Origin of the sequence: Streptomyces sp. NPDC087215 (genome assembly GCF_044744885.1) — a bacterium.
Classification (GTDB): domain Bacteria; phylum Actinomycetota; class Actinomycetes; order Streptomycetales; family Streptomycetaceae; genus Streptomyces.
Genome location: NZ_JBIUZD010000008.1, coordinates 82,542 through 99,085, shown reverse-complemented (window position 1 = coordinate 99,085; position 16,544 = coordinate 82,542). Strand labels below are relative to the sequence as shown.

Below are 16,544 nucleotides of genomic sequence, written 5' to 3'. Positions count from 1 at the left end.
GGTCGGGGCGGTGGTTCCGGGTCAGTGGTTGAGGATGACGATCACGGCGCCCCAGATGGTCAGCAGGACGTTGCCCACCGCGTAGGGGATCGTGTAGCCGAGGGTGGGGATCTGGGACTTGGACTGTTCGTTGATCGCGCCGATCGCCGCGGTCGTCGTCTGGCCGCCGGCCAGCACGCCCATCAGGATCGGGAAGCGGATCTTCTGTACGTAGTGGCCGACCAGGAAGCCCACGATCAGGGGGATCAGCGTCGCCACCGCGCCCCAGAGCAGCAGCCCCCAGCCGGCCGTGGACAGGCCGCTGGTGAAGCTCGGCCCGGCGTTGATGCCGACGACCGCGACGAAGAGGCAGAGCCCGAGGGTGTCCATGAACCACTGGGCGCCGGGCGGCACGTTGCCGTACGTCGGGTACTTGCCCCGGATCCAGCCGAAGACCAGACCCATGATCAGCGCGCCGCCGGAGGTGGAGAGCGAGATCGGCACGCCCGACACGGTCAGCGCGGGGATGCCGACGCAGCCGCCGAGGAAGATCCCCAGGCCGACCCAGAGCATGTCGGTGGCGAAGGAGGTCGGCACGGGCTTGCCGATCGCCTTGCCCGCCGGGCCCACCAGCCGCTTCGGCCCGGTCAGGATCACCGTGTCGCCGCGCTCGACCTTGGTGGAGAGGCGGTACGGGTACTCCGCGCCCGACCGGTAGACCTTGTCGATGTACACGCCGACCATGAAGGGCTCGCGGCGCAGCTCCGCGATGGTCCTGCCCAGCTGCTCCTTGTTCGAGGCGACCACGTGCAGGGTCTCGGTCTCGTAGCCGAGCAGTTCCACGTCGTCGGTCTCGGGACCGATGTTGGTCCGGGCGTCGAACTCGACGAGCGAGCCGCGCAGCGCGCTGACGGCGACCACGTCCCGGTAGCGGAGCACCGTGTCCTGGTCGTGCGGGAGGATCTTTCCGTCGCGCCTGACCCGGGTGAGGTAGATGCGGTGCCCCAGCTCCTTCTGCTGGTTCTCGAAGTCGTCGACGGTCCGGCCGACCAGCGGCGAGTGGTCGATCCGGTACGCGCGGAGCACGATCTCGTAGTAGCCCTCCGCGAGGTCCGGGTTGTCGCCCGGGGCGTCCAGCTCCTTGGTGAGCTGCGCGGACTCGGCGGCCAGGTCCCGCTTGTAGAGCCTGGGCAGGACGTTGGCGAGGAGCATCGCGCACAGGATCGTGCCGAGCGGGTACGTGACGGCGTAGCCGATCGCGACCAGGTTCTCCTCGGTCTTCATCTGGTCGGCGGAGAGCCCCGGCAGGTTGCCGATGGCGTCCTGGGCGACACCGATGACCGCCGACTGGGTGAGCGCCCCGCCGAGCAGACCGGCGGAGAGCCCGGGGCCGTACCCCAGCATCACGGCGAAGCCCCAGGAGACGAGCAGACCGGTCACACAGACCAGGACCGCGTTGAAGACCTGGGGGAGGCCGTCCTTCCGCAGCCCCCGGAAGAACTGCGGGCCGACCTTGTAGCCGAGGGCGAAGAGGAACATGGTGAAGAAGAGGTTCTTCACCGTGCCGTCGATCGTCACCTTGAACTGCGCGCCGAGCAGCAGTCCGGCCACCAGACACCCCGTCACCGCGCCCAGTGCGATGGCCTTGTAGCGGAGCTTGCCGAAGAGGAAGCCGAGCGCGACGGTGATGAAGACCAGCAGCTCGGGGTGGGGCTGGAAGATGTTCCGGTTCAGGAAATCGATCATGGCGCCCTCATGCCCCGAGGACGCCGACGAGCAGTGGGCCCGTCAGCGGCAGCAGGAAGTTCGAGAGCGTGTACGTGATCGTGTAGCCGAGCATCGGCACCGAACTCTGCGCCACCTGGGTGATCGAGGTGATCGCCGGGGTCGAGCACTGCTGGCCCGCGATGGCACCGATGAGCAGCGGTTTCTCGATGTTCAGCAGCTTCCGCCCGATGATCAGCGAGAGCGTCGCGGGCACCAGGACCATCGCGATCCCGGCGAACGGCAGCAGCAGGCCGTACTCCTTGAGCAGCGGCCACGCCTGCGGGCCCGACACCAGACCGGTGCAGGCGATGAAGATCGCCAGGCCCATGTCCTTGAGGGTGGAGGCCGCCTGGGGCGGGAAGGCGCCGAAGGTCTGCGTCCGGGAGCGGAACCAGCCGAAGAGCAGACCGGAGATCAGACAGCCGCCACCGGTGCCCAGCGACATCGGGACGTCGCCGAAGCGGACCACGATCTGGCCGAGCAGCGAACCGCAGACGATGCCGAGGCCCAGGTAGATGAAGTCGGTGGCGTCGTTCTTCACGACCGAGCCGATCTTCGACGCCAGCTTGCCGAGCCCCGAGCGGGCGCCGACCAGGGTGAGCACGTCACCCCGGGCGACGACGGTCTCCGGGGTCGCGGGCAGGTGCTGGTCGTTGCGCAGCACGTCCGTCACGTACACCCCGCCGGAGGTGAACTCCGGGTGCTCCTTCGCCAGGGTGTCCAGGGACTTGCCCACCGTGTTCTGGGCGGTCAGCGAGACCTGGGTGGTGGCCAGCGGGGTGTCGAGACCGGGGATCGCCGGGGTCTCGGGGCCGATGACCCGGCCCGCCTCGATGATGTTGGCCCGCCGTCCGACCGTGAGGACCAGGTCGGAGAGGGTCAGCTCGAAGTCGGGCGGGGGAGGGGTGAGGACCTTGCTGCCCCGCTTCACCGCCTCGATGGTGACCCGGCGGTCCAGTGACCGTTCCAGGTCGACGACCTTGCTGCCGTCGGCGTGGGTGACGAGGAAGGTCCGGCCGACCATGCCGGGGAGCGCCTCGCGCTCGTCGGACTCCAGGCCGCCACCGCTGCCGCGCATCTTCTCCCAGAGCGCGCGCGAGGCGTCGCGGAGGTTGATGCGCAGCATCATCGGCATGATCTGGCTGGTGTAGATGACGATGGTGACGAGCCCGAAGAGGTAGCAGACCGTGTACGCGGTGGCCACGTGCCCCTGGTACTCGGTGATCTGCGCCTGGGTCAGGTCGGAGAGCTTGGCGATGGCCTCGGTGGCCGTGCCGACGACCGCCGATTCGGTGGCGGCGCCCGCGAGGATGCCGGCGGCGGTGCCGACGTCCAGGTCGAAGCCCTTGGCGAGCCCGAAGGCGATGCCGACGACGCAGACGACCTCGATGAGGCAGAGCGCGAAGAAGCGCAGGCTCTTGCGGTTGAGGTTGGCGAAGAACTGCGGTCCCGCCATGTAGCCGAGCGAGAAGATGAAGAGCGCGAAGAAGATCGTCTTCACGTCGTCCGAGATGGTGACCTTGGCCCAGGCACCGAGCAGCAGCGAGACGATCAGGGTGCCGCAGATGCCGCCGAGGGTGATGGGCCCGACCCGGAGCTTGCCGACCAGGTATCCGGCCGCGAGACAGAGGAAGAGAGCGAGTTCGGGATGGTCACGCAGGACTCCCATTCAGCCTCACCTCGCCCGAAAGCGCTGAAATACGAGCATGTTGGACATATGGGGAAGCTAACAGGGGGAAGCCGAAGGGGATCACCGGTCGCGGCCGAACGAGTGGCGGAATCCGGAAGGACGATTTCCCGGGGCGGGCCGCCTCGGGGCGGGGCCCGGGGCGGGACGCACCGGCGCACCTCGGCCCGTGCCCGGCCGGACGTCTGGTCCCCCCCCGGCCCGTGCCCGGCCGGACCTCTGGTCCCCCCCCCCCCCCGGCCCGCGCCCGATCAGCCCTTCACCGCGCCCCGCATCACCCCGCCCACGATGTGCCGCCCGAACAGCGCGAGCACCACCAGCAGCGGCAGCGTCCCGAGCAGTGCCCCCGCCATCACCACCGACGGGTCCGGCACGTACCCCCGTCCCAGACCGGTGAGCGCCACCTGGACCGTCGGGTTCCCCGTCTGCGTCAGCGCCAGGACCGGCCAGAAGAAGTCGTTCCACGCGGCCACGAAGGACAGCATCGCGAGCACCGCCATCGCGGGCCGCGCCGCCGGGAGCACCACGTGCCACAGCGTCCGTACCGTCCCCGCCCCGTCCGTCCGGGCCGCTTCGAGCAGCTCGGAGGGCAGCGCCCGCACGAGGTGCTGGCGCATGAAGAACACCCCGAAGGCCGACACCAGCGAGGGCAGCACCACCGCCTGGAGTTCGTCCGTCCAGCGCAGCCGGGCGATCAGCAGATAGAGCGGGACCACTCCCAGCTGCGGCGGGATCAGCATCGTCCCGGCCACCAGCAGGAGCAGGACGCCCCGGAACCGGAACCGCAGCTTGGCGAAGGCGAAACCGGCCAGGGTCGCGCACACCACCGTCCCCGTGGCGACCGTCCCGGCCACCAGGGAGGTGTTGAGGAGCGCCTCGCCGAGCCGGGCGTCGGTCCAGGCGATCTCCAGGTTCCGCGCCAGGTTCCGGCCGAAGCGGAACGGGGGCGGGGTGGCCGCGAGCCGCGTACCGGTCCGGGAGGCGGCGACCGCCGTCCAGAGGAGGGGGAAGAGGGAGACGAGGGTGAACAGCGCGAGCAGCGCGTACGTGCCCGCCCCGGTCCGCCCGGTCCGCATCAGCCCGCCCTCCGTGCCGTGCGCCCCCGAAGGACGGCGGGGAGCAGCCGGGCCGCCCCGCAGACCGCCACCAGGATCAGCAGCATGGTCCAGGCGAGGGCGGCGGCCCGCCCCAGGTGCAGGTTCACCCAGCCCTGCTCGTACAGATAGAGGCCCAGCGTCTGGAACTGGCGGTCCGCCCCGCCCGAGGCGCCCGCCCCGCTGCCGAACAGCAGCGGCTCCCCGAACAGCTGGGTCGCGCCGATCGTCGACACGAGCCCGGTGAAGGCGAGCGCGGGCCGCAGCCCCGGCAGCGTGACGTGCAGGAACTGGCGCCACCGGGAGGCCCCGTCGAGCGCCGCCGCCTCGTACAGCTCGCGGGGGACGGTCTGCATGGCCGCGAGGTAGATGAGCGCGTTGTAGCCGGTCCAGCGCCAGATCACGATCGACGCCACGGCGGCCTTCGCGGCCCAGGGCCCGTTCTGCCAGTCCACCGGGCCCGCTCCGAGGCCCGTCAGGACCCAGTTGGCCATCCCGTGGTCCCGCCCGAAGAACAGGGCGAAGACCAGGGTCGCGGCGGCCACGGAGGTGGCGTACGGGGCGAGGGCGACGACCCGGAAGAAGCCCCGGCCGCGCAGCCGCACGTCCAGCAGATGGGCCACGCCGAGCGCGAGCAGCAGTTGGGGGACGGTGGCGAGGACGCCGATGGTGACGGTGTTGCCGAGGGCGTTCCAGAAGAACTCGTCCCCGGCGAGCCGGGTGTAGTTCCGCAGCCCCACCCACTCGGCCCGCTCGGGTGCGGTCAGCTCGACCCGGTGCAGGGAGGCCCAGGCGGTGGCGACCAGGGGAAACACGCCGAAGGCCCCGAAGAACAGGAAGAAGGGGGAGAGGAGGACGTACGGAGCCCAGGACCGCCACGGCCCCCACCGGCCGCGCGCGAGCCCGCTCCCCGTAAGGGGAGAGGGACCGGACGCCGTCGCCGGAACGGAAGCGGACGCGAGCCCCGGCAGGAGACCGGACGCGGTCGTGGCGGGGAGTACGGGGGCGGGCGGGAGGCCCGGTGGGGGAGGGGACGCCGGAACGGCAGCCGTCAGGGGCCCGGGGGCGAGGTCCGGTGGGGGAGAGGACGCGGGTGCCGGACCGGAGGCCGGTGCGGGCCCGGGTGCCGGTGGGGGCGCCGGTACCCGCTCGGGAGCGGGGTCCGGTACGGGCCCGGGAGCGAGGCCGGGTACCGGGCCCGGCATGGCGCCCGGTGCGGAGGACGGTACCGCGCCGGGCGTGAGGTCCGGCGGGGAGGGCGGGGGCGGCGCGGGTGCCGACGCTCCGGCGCCCGTGGTTCCCGGCGGGTCCCCGCCGCCCGGCTCCCGGGGGTCCGTCAGGTCCGGCACGGGCGTCACCGGTCCAGCGCGTTGTCGAGGGCCTTCATCGTGGCCCGCCAGGCGTCGTCCGGGTCCCGGCCCGTCTGGTCGATCTGGAGCATCCCGGTGTCGGCCAGGGTCTGGGCGATCAGCCCGTCCTTGGGGCCCACCGGGGCGCGGGGGACGCCCCGGGCCGCCTCGGCGAAGAGGGCGCCGACCGGCGCGCCGCCGAAGTACGCGGCGCGGGCCTCCGAAACCGCCGGGAGCGGATACGCGGCCGAGGCGCTCGGGAAGCTTCCGCGCCGGGCGAAGAGCCGTGCCTGCTGGGCCGGGGCGGTCAGCCAGGCCGCCAGCCGGGCCGCTTCGGCGCGGTGCCGCCCGGCGGCGGGCACGACGAGGAAGGAGCCGCCCCAGTTGCCGGGCCGGGGAGCCGCCGCCACGTCCCAGCGCCCACGGCCCGAGGGGCCCGTCTTGTCCTGGATGTAGCCGAGCATCCAGGCGGGGCAGGCGACGGTGGCGAAGGCGCCGTTGGCGAAGGCCTGGTCCCAGCCGGGGGTGAACTGCTGGAGCCGGGCGGTCAGCCCCCGCCGGGCGAACGAGGCGGCGAGGTCCCAGGCCTCCCGTACGGCCGGGTTGCCGGCCACCACGAGGGCGCCCCGCCCGTCGTAGTGGCGCACGGGCGCGCTCGCCAGGACCGCCGACAGCACCCCGGACGCGGAGTCCGTGAACGCGGTGCCCCGGGGCGCGCGTTCGCGGTAGCGGAGCCCCACGGCCAGGTACCGGCGCCAGTCCCCGGCCCACAGACGCCCGACGGCGTCCCGCCCGGTGGGCAGTCCGGCCTTCGCGAAGAGGTCCTTGCGGTAGCAGACGGCCTGCGGGCCGATGTCGGTGCCGAGGGCGAGGACGCGCCCGTCGGGCCCCGTGCCCTGCGCCCACTTCCACGGCAGGAAGGCCCGCCGGTCCACCCCGGGGGCGGTGCCGAGCTCGACGAGCCGGTCGGCCTGGGTGGTGATCACCTCGGCGATGTTGCCGACCTCGACGGCCTGCACGTCGGCGAGCCCGGACCCGGCGGTGAGATGGGTCAGCAGCTGCGGGTAGTAGACGTCGTTGCGGGTGAGGGAGGTCTGCCGGACGGCCACGTCGGGCCGGAGCCGCATGTACGTGTCGTAGAGCCCGGCCTCCTGGAGGCCGAAGGTGCCGAACACCCCGACGGTGAGGGTGACGGGCCGGGACCCGCCGTCTCCGGCGCGGTACGCCCGTGCCGGGGAGGGGCCCCCGGGGTCGGTGGCGCAGCCCGAGGAGAGGAGGGCGGACAGGAGGAGCAGGGCCAGGGCGGTGCCGTACGCGCCTGTGCTCCTCCGCCCGCTCCCCATGGGCCCCGACCGTAGTGCGGCCCCGTCCGGCGGCCCGGCGGCAGCTCGCGGGGCGCCCCGGAACTCACCCGCACGGCCCGCACCGGCCGCCTTCCCGGTCCGTCAGCCCCCGGCGGCCGGGCTTCCGGCCGGTGTCCGGCCGGCCGGGGCGCGCAGTCCCCGGACGCAGGCGGCGGTGGCGACCAGGGCGCCCAGCACCATGAGCGCGTTGAGCACCGCATCGGGTTCGAGTCCCTGGTCCAGGGCGTTGGCCGACGCGGCCCGGACGACGAACAACTGGAGGGCGGCCGTGCAGAGGAGCACCACGGCCCGGATCCAGCCGGGGACCCTCTTCGTGAGGGCGGGCGGTCGGAGGAGGGCGGCGGCGCAGAGCACCAGGACGACGGCCGCCGCCTCCGTCACGGGGAAGGAGCCCGAGCCCGCCGGGGCGGGCTCGGGGTCGTCCGGGGCCGCGACGGCGAAGGCCACGAGCATGAGCAGCGCGTAGGCGGCCTCCAGGACGAGGACGGACGCCCCGGCACGCCGGAAGGAGAGGGAGGTCACAGACGCTCCTCGACGGAGAAGGGGTGGGACGGCCGCGCCGGGCCGTGGGCCGCCCCCACGCCGTGGAACGACCGAGGCCCCGGTTCGATGAACCGGGGCCTCGGTCTTCAGGGTGAGTAACGGGACTTGAACCCGCGACATCCTGGACCACAACCAGGTGCTCTGCCAGCTGAGCTATACCCACCATGACCAGTGGTCTTCCCGAAGGCTTCCCTGACCGGCCGAGAAGAAGTCTACAGGGTCCCGGAGGGTGCTCGCGCCCGCCTTTTCCGAGGCGGGTTCCGGGGGCGCGAGCGGCCCTGCGGGAAGGGGGTCATTCGGACGGGACGACGTGCCGCGCGGCGATCCGCTTCGCGGTCTCCGAGTCGGGGCCGGGCTGCGGGACGAAGACCGCCTCGCGGTAGTAGCGCAGTTCCGCGATGGAATCGCGGATGTCGGCGAGCGCGCGGTGGTTGCCGTTCTTCTCCGGGCTGTTGAAGTACGCCCTCGGGTACCAGCGCCGGGCCAGTTCCTTGACCGAGGAGACATCGACGATCCGGTAGTGCAGGTGGCCCTCCAGGGCGGGCATGTCCCGGGCGAGGAAGCCCCGGTCCGTGGAGACCGAGTTCCCGCACAGGGGAGCCTTGCCCGGCTCCTTGACGTGCTCGCGGATGTAAGCGAGGACCTGGGCCTCCGCGTCGGCGAGCGTGGTGCCGTCGGCGAGCGCGTCGAGCAGGCCCGAGGACGTGTGCATCCGGCGCACGATCTCCGGCATGGTCTCCAGGGCCGCGTCCGGCGGGCGGATCACGATGTCCACCCCGTCGCCGAGTACGTTCAGTTCCGAGTCGGTGACCAGTGCGGCCACCTCGATGAGTGCGTCGTCCGTCAGCGAGAGCCCGGTCATCTCGCAGTCGATCCACACCATGCGATCGTTCATGCGTCCTACCTTAGGGGGCTTCAGGGTCTCCGGGCAGGCCGACGGGCGCCCGGGAGAGGTCTCCCGGACGCCCGTGGGGCCAGCGGACGCGGCCGGTGGCCGCGCCGGTCCTTCGTTACGGCGCGCTGCGCTGGCCCGGGAGCGCGGGGCGCCCGGGTGCGTAGGCGTCGGAGTGCGGCTTGCCCGGTTCGAGCCCGGACCCGGGCCGTCGGGCACCGGCCGCGACCTGGGCGGGCACCATCGGGTCGAGCACCGCCGTGCTGGTGTCGCTCTGCGGCCGCCTGGCGCGGTACGCCGCGCGGTAGGCGGCCGGCGAGGAGCCGAGCTGCCGCCGGAAGTGGCCGCGCAGCGCCACCGGGGAGCGGAAGCCGCACCTGCCCGCCACCTCGTCGACCGAGTAGTCGGAGGTTTCGAGCAGCCGCTGTGCCTGGAGCACCCGCTGGGTGATCAGCCACTGGAGCGGGGCGGATCCGGTCAGCGAGCGGAACCGGCGGTCGAAGGTCCGCCGTGACATGTAGGCACGGGCGGCGAGGGTCTCCACGTCGAACTGCTCGTGGAGGTGCTCCAGCGCCCAGGCGACGACCTCGGCCAGCGGGTCGGCGCCGATCTCCTCAGGTAAAGACCTGTCGAGGTAGCGCTCCTGACCGCCGCTGCGCCGTGGCGGGACGACCAGCCGGCGCGCCAGGGCGCCCGCGGCCTCCGTGCCGTGGTCGGTCCGCACGATGTGCAGACACAGATCGATTCCGGCCGCCGTTCCGGCGGACGTCAGGACGTCCCCGTCGTCGACGAAGAGCTCCCGGGGGTCCACATGGACCGACGGGTAGCGCTTGGCGAGCGTCGGCGCGTACATCCAATGCGTGGTCGCCGGGCGGCCGTCCAGGAGTCCGGCCGCGGCGAGGACGAACGCCCCCGTGCACAGACCGACGATCCTGGCGCCCTCCTCGTGCGCCCTGCGCAGCGCTTCGAGCGCCTCCGGCGGCGGCGGCGAGGTGATCGACCGCCAGGCCGGGACGACTACGGTGCCCGCGCGGCTGATGGCCTCCAGGCCGTAGGGCGCGGTCAGTTCGAGTCCACCGGTGGTCCTCAGCGGGCCGTCCTCGCCCGCGCAGACGAGCAGCCGGTAACGAGGCACTCCGGCGTCCTGCCGGTCGATCCCGAACACCGAGAGCGGAATGGAGCTCTCGAAGATGGGGCCGCCACTGAACAGCAGCACCGCGACGACTTCGCGACGACGGCGTCCGGTCAGTTTCCGTGCGGCCTCCGGTACGGCGGAGTCCTGGCTCATGACGCTAAGCCCCCCTCGGTGTTCGCGTCTCCCTGGTCGTGTCGCACCTGCACGTTTCCCCTCGGTTCTGCACGAGACCCCAGTCTTCGGTACCCATGATCGAATCTACTGCGTCCGGTGGCACCGGCGTGACAAGTTCTCCATCCGATGGATTGTCGACAAGGCCACTTGGCGTGAAGCGATCGATCGCGGAGACTTCCCGGGCGAGGGCGCCCGGGGAGGGCCGGTGTGGGGAACAGCCCCGTACGCGGGGGGTGCGGGCCCCTGGGGCGGGGCATTCCGGGGTGTCGGCAACGGGGTTGGCCAACCGTTTCGCCAAGGACTCGCCGACGGCTGGAAGTTGGCTGAAAACATATGGGTTCGGTTGTACGAACCTGTCAACTCGAAGGGGAGCGGGCGGAAAAGGGGCCCGATTTCCGTCCCGTTCCGTCCCGGTTCGCCCCCGGCCGGTTCAGCCCCGCCGGGAGCCGTGGACGCCCTCGCCGCGCAGTCCGCGCTCCGCACGGCGCAGCAGCAGGCGGCAGGCGGCCGTCACCGAGACCAGTCCGCACGCGGTTCCGGCCGCCCCCGCGAGGGAGGAGCCGTAGACGAGGAGGACCACCGGCACGAGCGCGCAGCAGAAGACCGCCCACCGGACGACGTCCCCCGCCTGGTCCGCCGGACCCGTTCCCGCGCCCGCCCCTGGACCCGCCCCGGCGTCCGGAGTCCCCGCGCCCGTGTCCGCATCCGTGCGCGCCCCCGGGTCCGTACCCGCGCCCGGCGCGGTGCCCGGCTCCCGGACGGGCGGGGGTGCGGGGGTCCGGCGGCGGCGGCGCGGCGAGGAGAGGAGGGGGGCGGGTGCGGTGGGGGTCTGGCCGGTGGCGGTCGATGGTGCGGGCACGGGCGTTCTCCCTGCGACGGTGGCTGGACCTGTGGCAACGAGGAACGGAACGGTCCGGTCACTCTCGGCGACGTCCGTTTGGCCCCCGTACGGACACCTGTAGGACACATCCGGCATTGCCAGATCCCGAACCGCTCGTGCATGCTCCCTGGAACGCCGTGAGCGAGCGGCGGCACACCGGGTGTGGCGCGGCGGGCTCTGGGCAGGAGAGGAGTGTCGCCGTACCCTTGGGGGTATGGGCTTGGGAAGATGATTCCCGGACACAGCTCCGCCGTCACCCGTCGTTCGTCCCCTCCGTTCCCCGTCCCTTCCCACGAGGACCTTCTTCGCCGAGACACCGATGGCCGGTCACGAATTCTCCGAACCCGCGGACCGCGAGCGCGTCGCCGACTCCACGGTCGACCCCCTCGCGGTGGAACAGCCACGTCACGCCTGCGATCCGGCCTTCCGGCACGGGGTCGTCGTCGGCTTCGACGGCTCCACCTCCAGCGAGCGCGCCCTCGCGTACGCCATCGGCATGGCCAGGCGTTCCGGCTCGGGCCTGATCATCGTGCACGTGGCCAACCGGCTCCCCACCACGGTCTGGGCCGGGTGCGAGCCGCCCGTCTTCGTCGACGTGCCCGACCACCGCACCGAGGTCCTCGGCCTTGAGCTGGCGTGCGCCGAGCACCTCTCGGAAGTGCCGTGGATCCTGGTCGAGCGCGGTGGGGACATCTGCCACGAACTGGAGGAGGTCGGGCGGGAGTACTCGGCCGACGCCATCGTGGTCGGCTCCACGCACGGCATCGTCGGCCGGATCTTCGGCTCCGTCGCCGGGCGTCTCGCGCGCCGCGCGCAGCGGCCCGTGATCGTCATCCCGTAAGCCCCGCGCGGCACTTGCCGTCGTCACTCACGACCCGTCAGGTCACTCGGTCAACTGCTGTTCTCCGGCCATAATTTCGGCCTTCCTCAGGTGAATTGCGCGCTTGTGAAGGGTACATAAGGGTCACCGGATCACAGCAGCTCACGCAGCACGACTGCGCACCTGAAGGGAGCCCGCCGTGAGCAACGAAATCGCCGCGGGAAACACCACCTCGACTCTCGGACACCTCGCCCTCGGACTCACCCTGCTGGCCTTCGGCCTGGGGGGCACGGGCGTCATCGACCACGTCACCGCAGCCGATGCCGCGGGCCTCGCCACCTGGGTCGGCGGGGTGACGCTCTTCCTCGTCGGGCTGCTCGCGCTGCGCGCGGGCGACAAGGCCGGGGGCACGGCACACACGGCGCTCGGCGCCTTCTGGTTCACCTGGGGGATCGGGGCGGGCGGCGACGCCTCGGCCGACGCCGCCGGGGTCTTCCTGCTCCTGTGGGCGCTCCTGGTGCTCACCCTGACGCTGGCCGCCTCGGGCGGCGGACTGTTCGGGCAGGGCGTGTACGGGCTGCTGTTCGTCGCGCTGGTGCTGCTGGGCACGGGCGCGCTCGCGGACAACGGCGCGCTGGGCAAGGCGGGCGGCTGGGTCGCCGCCGTCGCCGGTCTCGCCGCCTGGTACGGCGCCACGGCGGCCGTCGCGGGCTGGCCGACGGCCCTCGGCCGGGCGAACCGGAGCGCGGTCCCGGCGGCCTGAGCGGACGAGAAGGAGAGCGGCCCCCGGTGCGAAGGCACCGGGGGCCGCTCTGGTGTCAGGCGAGCCGCCGGGGGACAGGTCCGGCGGGCGCGGGTCCGGGGGACAGGCCCGGACGGCCGCTACTCGACCGTGACGGACTTGGCCAGGTTGCGCGGCTTGTCGATGTCGCGGCCCATGGCGAGCGCCGTGTGGTAGGCGAGGAGCTGGAGCGGGATGCCCATCAGGATGGGGTCCAGCTCGTCCTCGTTCTTCGGTACGACGATGGTGTGGTCGGCCTTCGCCTGCGGCTGGTGCGCCACCGCGAGGATGCGGCCGCTGCGGGCCTTGATCTCCTCCAGGGCGGCGCGGTTCTTCTCCAGGAGGTCGTCGTCGGGGACGATCGCGACCGTCGGCAGGGCGGGCTCGATGAGGGCGAGCGGGCCGTGCTTCAGCTCGGAGGCGGGGTAGGCCTCGGCGTGGATGTAGGAGATCTCCTTCAGCTTGAGGGAGGCCTCCAGGGCGACCGGGTAGCCCCGGACTCGGCCGATGAACATCATCGACTGGGCGCCCGCGTACTCCGCGGCGATCTTCTTGATCTCGTCCTCGGTCTCCAGGATCTCGCTGATCTGCGCGGGGAGCCTGCGCAGCCCCTCGATGATCCGCTTGCCGTCGGTGACGGACAGGTCCCGGATGCGGCCCAGGTGCAGGGCGAGCAGCGCGAAGGCGGTGACCGTGTTGGTGAAGCACTTGGTGGAGACGACGCAGACCTCGGGGCCGGCGTGGACGTACACGCCGCCGTCGGCCTCCCGGGCGATGGCGGAGCCGACCACGTTGACCACGCCGAGGACGCGGGCGCCCTTGCGCTTCAGCTCCTGGACGGCGGCGAGCACGTCGTAGGTCTCGCCGGACTGGGAGACGGCGATGTAGAGGGTGTCGGGGTCAACGACCGGGTTGCGGTACCGGAACTCCGAGGCGGGCTCGGCGTCCGCGGGGATGCGGGCCATGGACTCGATGAGCCCGGCGCCGATGAGGCCGGCGTGGTACGAGGTGCCGCAGCCGAGGATCTTGATCCGGCGGATGGTGCGGGCCTCGCGGGCGTCCAGGTTCAGACCGCCGAGGTGCACGGTGGAGAAGCGGTCGTCGATCCGGCCGCGCAGCACGCGGTCGACCGCGTCGGGCTGCTCGGAGATCTCCTTGTGCATGTACGTGTCGTGGCCGCCCATGTCGTACGAGGCGGCCTCCCACTCGACGGTCTCGGGGGTGGCGGTGGTGGTGGTGCCGGAGACCGTGTAGGTGCGGAAGTCGTCGGCCTTGAGGGTGGCCATCTCGCCGTCGTCGAGGGTGACGACCTGGCGGGTGTGGGCGATCAGCGCGGCGACGTCGGAGGCGACGAGCATCTCCTTCTCGCCGATGCCCAGGATGACCGGGGAGCCGTTGCGGGCGACGACGATGCGGTCGTTGAAGTCGGCGTGCATCACGGCGATGCCGTAGGTGCCCTCGATGACCTTGAGCGCCTCGCGGACCTTCTCCTCCAGGGAGTCGGCCCGCGAGCGGGCGATGAGGTGGGTGATGACCTCGGTGTCCGTCTCGGAGGCGAAGACGACGCCCTCGGCCTCCAGCTTGGCGCGGAGCTCCTGGGCGTTGTCGACGATGCCGTTGTGGACGACGGCGACCTTGTTCTCCGGGTCCAGGTGCGGGTGCGAGTTGGCGTCGCTCGGCGCGCCGTGGGTGGCCCAGCGGGTGTGGGCGATGCCGGTGGTGCCGGTGAAGCGCTTGGGGACCTTCGCCTCCAGGTCGCGGACCCGGCCCTTGGCCTTCACCATCTTCAGGCCGGAGGCCTTCGGGCTGGTGATGACGATGCCCGCCGAGTCGTATCCCCGGTACTCCAGGCGCTGCAGGCCCTCCAGGAGCAGCGGGGCGACGTCACGCTTACCGATGTAACCGACAATTCCGCACATAAAGGTGAAACCCCTCCAGGTTGACGAGTGTGCTCAGCCGTAGACGATGCGGCGCAGCTGCCGGAGCGAGAGCTCCTGGGGCGCCACGGCCCGGTGCGGGAGTTCCGCCGCGATCCGTTCGAAGATCTCGGCGTTCACGGAGCCGCGGGACTGCAGCTCGCGGTGGCGGCGGCGGACGAACTCCTCGGTCGTCTCGTCGAAGTACGCCAGCACGTCGAGGATCACCCGGGCCGCTTCGCCGCGCTGGAGCGCGGTGCTGCGCACCAGGTGGTCGATGAGGTCGTCGTGTGACGGGCGGCGTTCGAGCACCCGTGAATACTGAGGGGTGCACGAGACCCTTTGCAAGAATCCTGCCCGATATCGGGCAGGAGGCTCATGATCCAGGCAGGGGAAACGTGGCTTGGTCCAGACCTTGACCGTTCGGACCTCCAGCGGTACGCATGGTGAAGGTTCGGATATAGAACTCCACAGACGTGTCCAACGCCTGAAGGGGACCCAGCCCGTGAAACAGCGCCGAAGGATTCCACGCCTGATCGGATCCCTCCTCCTGGTCGCCGCAGCCGGAGTCGGCTGCGGCGAGGCCGCCGCAGACGGCCGCACCACCGACGGCAAGCGCGGCGGCCGGTCCGCCGTCGAGCCCGAGGTCCGCCCGCTCGGCCGGATCGTGCCCGTACCCGCCTCCGTCTCCCCCAAGGGCGAGCCGTACACCCTGACCCGCACCACCCGCATCGGCGTCGACACCGGCTCCGCCGAGTCCAAGGCCCTCGGCCAGTACCTCGCCGGACTCCTGCGCCCCGCCACCGGCTTCCCGCTGCCCGTCGTCGACGACCGGGCCGCCTCCGGCGGCATCCGCCTGCGCCTGCGCCCCGACGACACCGCCCTCGGCGACGAGGGCTACCGGCTGCGCTCCGCGCCCGGCGGCCTCGTCCTCACCGCCCGCGCCCCCGCCGGACTCTTCCGCGGCCTGCAGACCCTCCGCCAGCAGCTGCCCGCCGCCGTCGAACGCGACAGCGTCCAGCCCGGCCCCTGGAAGGTCGCGGGCGGCACCGTCACCGACACCCCCCGCTACGGCTACCGGGGCGCCATGCTCGACGTCGCCCGGCACTTCTTCACCGTCGACGAGGTCAAGCGGTACATCGACCAGCTCGCCCTCTACAAGGTGAACACCCTCCACCTGCACCTCTCCGACGACCAGGGCTGGCGCATCGCGGTCGACTCCTGGCCCCGCCTCACCACCTACGGCGGCTCCACCGAGGTCGGCGGCGGCCCCGGCGGCTTCTACACCAAGGACGAGTACCGGGAGATCGTCGCGTACGCCGCCTCCCGCTACCAGGAGGTCATCCCCGAGATCGACCTGCCGGGCCACACCAACGCGGCCCTCGCCTCCTACGCCGACCTCAACTGCGACGGCGTCGCCCCGCCGCTCTACACCGGCATCAAGGTCGGCTTCAGCTCCCTGTGCGTCCCCAAGCCCGTCACGTACGACTTCGTCGACGACGTGATCCGGGAGATCGCCGCCCTCACCCCCGGCCGGTACGTCCACATCGGCGGCGACGAGGCGCACTCCACCAGCCAGGCCGACTACAAGACCTTCATGGACAAGGTGCAGCCGGTCGTCGCGAAGTACGGCAAGAAGGTCGTCGGCTGGCACCAGCTCACCGCCACCACCCCCGCCGAGGGAGCCCTCGTCCAGTACTGGGGCCTCGACCGCACCCCCGCCGCCGAGAAGGAGCGGGTCGCCGCCGCCGCCCGCGCCGGCAGCGGACTGATCCTCTCGCCCGCCGACCGCAGCTACCTCGACATGAAGTACACCAAGGACACCCCGCTCGGCCTCTCCTGGGCCGGATACGTCGAGGTCAAGCGCTCCTACGACTGGAACCCCGACACCTATCTGCCGGGCGCGCCCGCGTCCGCCGTCCGGGGCGTCGAGGCGCCGCTGTGGACGGAGACCCTGGCCACCACCGACGATCTCGACGTGATGGCCTTCCCGCGCCTGCCGGGCGTGGCGGAACTGGGCTGGTCCCCGGCCGCCGCCCACGACTGGGAGACGTACAAGGTCAGGCTCGCGGAACAGGCCCCGCGCTTCGAGGCCCTCGGCATCGACTGGTACCGCTCGCCCGAGGTCCCCTGGCCCGCGCCGTAGCCGGACCGCGCGCACGA

General features: G+C 72.1%; 14 protein-coding genes and 1 tRNA gene. 3 read left to right on the top strand and 12 right to left on the bottom strand.

What is annotated here, in order from left to right; genetic code table 11:
- Positions 1 to 21: 21 nt before the first annotated feature.
- The 10 genes from aspT (ACIO92_RS21415) to ACIO92_RS21370 form a co-directional block, all read right to left on the bottom strand.
- Positions 22 to 1,725 carry an aspartate-alanine antiporter gene (gene aspT, locus ACIO92_RS21415; RefSeq protein WP_402282821.1) on the bottom strand — a complete coding sequence of 568 codons (1,704 nt, stop codon included), beginning with the start codon at positions 1,723 to 1,725 and terminating at the stop codon, positions 22 to 24.
- Positions 1,726 to 1,732: 7 nt separating this feature from the next.
- Positions 1,733 to 3,415 (bottom strand): aspartate-alanine antiporter, encoded by a 1,683-nt coding sequence (gene aspT / locus ACIO92_RS21410; RefSeq protein WP_366441115.1) that lies wholly within the window; start codon positions 3,413 to 3,415, stop codon positions 1,733 to 1,735.
- A gap of 269 nt (positions 3,416 to 3,684) precedes the next feature.
- A complete protein-coding gene (locus tag ACIO92_RS21405) occupies positions 3,685 to 4,509 on the bottom strand; it encodes a carbohydrate ABC transporter permease (RefSeq protein ID WP_366441116.1) in 825 nt (274 codons plus the stop codon).
- Positions 4,509 to 5,498, bottom strand: a complete 990-nt coding sequence (locus ACIO92_RS21400; protein ID WP_366441192.1) for a sugar ABC transporter permease — start codon at positions 5,496 to 5,498, stop codon at positions 4,509 to 4,511. The genes ACIO92_RS21405 and ACIO92_RS21400 overlap by 1 nt, the downstream gene beginning before the upstream one ends.
- Before the next feature lie 383 nt (positions 5,499 to 5,881).
- Positions 5,882 to 7,219: an ABC transporter substrate-binding protein gene (locus ACIO92_RS21395; RefSeq protein WP_401237311.1), complete on the bottom strand. Its 1,338-nt coding sequence runs from the start codon at positions 7,217 to 7,219 to the stop codon at positions 5,882 to 5,884.
- Between the two features lie 102 nt (positions 7,220 to 7,321).
- Positions 7,322 to 7,762: a hypothetical protein gene (locus ACIO92_RS21390; protein WP_402282824.1), complete on the bottom strand. Its 441-nt coding sequence runs from the start codon at positions 7,760 to 7,762 to the stop codon at positions 7,322 to 7,324.
- A gap of 111 nt (positions 7,763 to 7,873) precedes the next feature.
- Positions 7,874 to 7,946, bottom strand: a tRNA-His gene (locus ACIO92_RS21385).
- A 129-nt stretch (positions 7,947 to 8,075) separates the two neighbouring features.
- A complete protein-coding gene (orn, locus tag ACIO92_RS21380) occupies positions 8,076 to 8,678 on the bottom strand; it encodes an oligoribonuclease (protein WP_351782530.1) in 603 nt (200 codons plus the stop codon).
- 115 nt (positions 8,679 to 8,793) lie between these two features.
- The gene (locus tag ACIO92_RS21375; protein ID WP_366441119.1) at positions 8,794 to 9,963 is read right to left on the bottom strand and encodes a helix-turn-helix domain-containing protein; all 1,170 of its coding nucleotides are present in this window, start codon (positions 9,961 to 9,963) and stop codon (positions 8,794 to 8,796) included.
- A 451-nt stretch (positions 9,964 to 10,414) separates the two neighbouring features.
- The gene (locus ACIO92_RS21370; protein ID WP_401237313.1) at positions 10,415 to 10,843 is read right to left on the bottom strand and encodes a hypothetical protein; all 429 of its coding nucleotides are present in this window, start codon (positions 10,841 to 10,843) and stop codon (positions 10,415 to 10,417) included.
- 340 nt (positions 10,844 to 11,183) lie between these two features.
- Between ACIO92_RS21370 and ACIO92_RS21365 the strand changes: the two genes are divergently transcribed.
- A complete protein-coding gene (locus ACIO92_RS21365) occupies positions 11,184 to 11,705 on the top strand; it encodes a universal stress protein (protein WP_351782522.1) in 522 nt (173 codons plus the stop codon).
- Between the two features lie 178 nt (positions 11,706 to 11,883).
- Complete coding sequence (locus ACIO92_RS21360; protein ID WP_366441120.1) at positions 11,884 to 12,447, top strand: GPR1/FUN34/YaaH family transporter; 564 nt, start codon at positions 11,884 to 11,886, stop codon at positions 12,445 to 12,447.
- Positions 12,448 to 12,566: 119 nt separating this feature from the next.
- Here ACIO92_RS21360 and glmS read toward each other — a convergent pair whose 3' ends face one another.
- Positions 12,567 to 14,384, bottom strand: a complete 1,818-nt coding sequence (gene glmS / locus ACIO92_RS21355) for a glutamine--fructose-6-phosphate transaminase (isomerizing) (RefSeq protein ID WP_366441121.1) — start codon at positions 14,382 to 14,384, stop codon at positions 12,567 to 12,569.
- Positions 14,385 to 14,417: 33 nt separating this feature from the next.
- Entirely contained in the window at positions 14,418 to 14,693 is a 276-nt protein-coding gene (locus ACIO92_RS21350; RefSeq protein WP_366441122.1) for a hypothetical protein, read from the bottom strand.
- A 193-nt stretch (positions 14,694 to 14,886) separates the two neighbouring features.
- On the opposite strand from ACIO92_RS21350, the gene ACIO92_RS21345 reads away from it, so the two are divergent.
- On the top strand, positions 14,887 to 16,527 hold the full coding sequence (locus ACIO92_RS21345) for a beta-N-acetylhexosaminidase (RefSeq protein ID WP_366441123.1): 1,641 nt from the start codon (positions 14,887 to 14,889) through the stop codon (positions 16,525 to 16,527).
- Positions 16,528 to 16,544: the final 17 nt, after the last annotated feature.

Bases quoted from the DNA above. Each gene is read 5' to 3' on its own strand.
- orn (WP_351782530.1), bottom strand. From the start codon at position 8,678: ATGAACGATCGCATGGTGTGGATCGACTGCGAGATGACCGGGCTCTCG.
- ACIO92_RS21365 (WP_351782522.1), top strand. From the start codon at position 11,184: ATGGCCGGTCACGAATTCTCCGAACCCGCGGACCGCGAGCGCGTCGCC.
- aspT (WP_366441115.1), bottom strand. From the start codon at position 3,415: ATGGGAGTCCTGCGTGACCATCCCGAACTCGCTCTCTTCCTCTGTCTC.
- ACIO92_RS21375 (WP_366441119.1), bottom strand. From the start codon at position 9,963: ATGAGCCAGGACTCCGCCGTACCGGAGGCCGCACGGAAACTGACCGGA.
- glmS (WP_366441121.1), bottom strand. From the start codon at position 14,384: ATGTGCGGAATTGTCGGTTACATCGGTAAGCGTGACGTCGCCCCGCTG.
- aspT (WP_402282821.1), bottom strand. From the start codon at position 1,725: ATGATCGATTTCCTGAACCGGAACATCTTCCAGCCCCACCCCGAGCTG.
- ACIO92_RS21395 (WP_401237311.1), bottom strand. From the start codon at position 7,219: ATGGGGAGCGGGCGGAGGAGCACAGGCGCGTACGGCACCGCCCTGGCC.
- ACIO92_RS21405 (WP_366441116.1), bottom strand. From the start codon at position 4,509: ATGCGGACCGGGCGGACCGGGGCGGGCACGTACGCGCTGCTCGCGCTG.